Source organism: Vibrio sp. YT-19(2023) (assembly GCF_033337395.1).
Window position 1 is genome coordinate 1 of sequence record NZ_JAWOQN010000959.1, and the last position, 555, is coordinate 555.

General features: G+C 44.0%; 1 protein-coding gene. It reads right to left on the bottom strand.

Going from position 1 to position 555, the window contains the following annotated elements:
- Window positions 1-438 (bottom strand): molybdopterin-dependent oxidoreductase (locus R7E78_RS29420; RefSeq protein WP_318059057.1); only part of this gene is annotated, 438 nt, incomplete at its 3' end.
- Window positions 439-555 lie beyond the last annotated feature (117 nt).

Here is a 555-nt window from a genome sequence, read left to right on the forward strand (position 1 = left end):
TTTTAGATTGTCACCGATGAGGTCAAAGGCTTCGTCCCAAGTAATGCGTTTGAACTTACCTTCACCACGTTTACCAACGCGAAGAAGTGGGTATTTCAAACGGTCTGGCGAGTAAACACGGCGACGCATAGAGCGACCACGCAAACAAGCGCGAACTTGGTGATTGTGGTTGTACACATCATCACCCGTGTTATCGGTTTCTACCCATTTGATTTCACCGTCGACCACGTGCATACGAAGCGGACAACGAGAACCACAGTTTACGGTACATGCCGACCAGACAATTTTTTCGTTTGGTTTTGCTGGCGTTTCTTTGGCAACCGCTTTAGTTGCGAACGGGAGAGAAAGCGCGTTTCCTGCTAACGCTAAAGCGCCAAGTGCAGAACCGCCCTTTAAAGCATCACGCCGAGTAATATTAAACTTACCATTTTGACTCATGGTTTTTTCCTAAGTACATTTAAAATTGGGAGTGGCGCTTAATTAATAACAAGTGGGAAAAGAACACTAATTAGAAACAAATAAGATATAGAGATCGTATTTTCAAAATAGGCATGA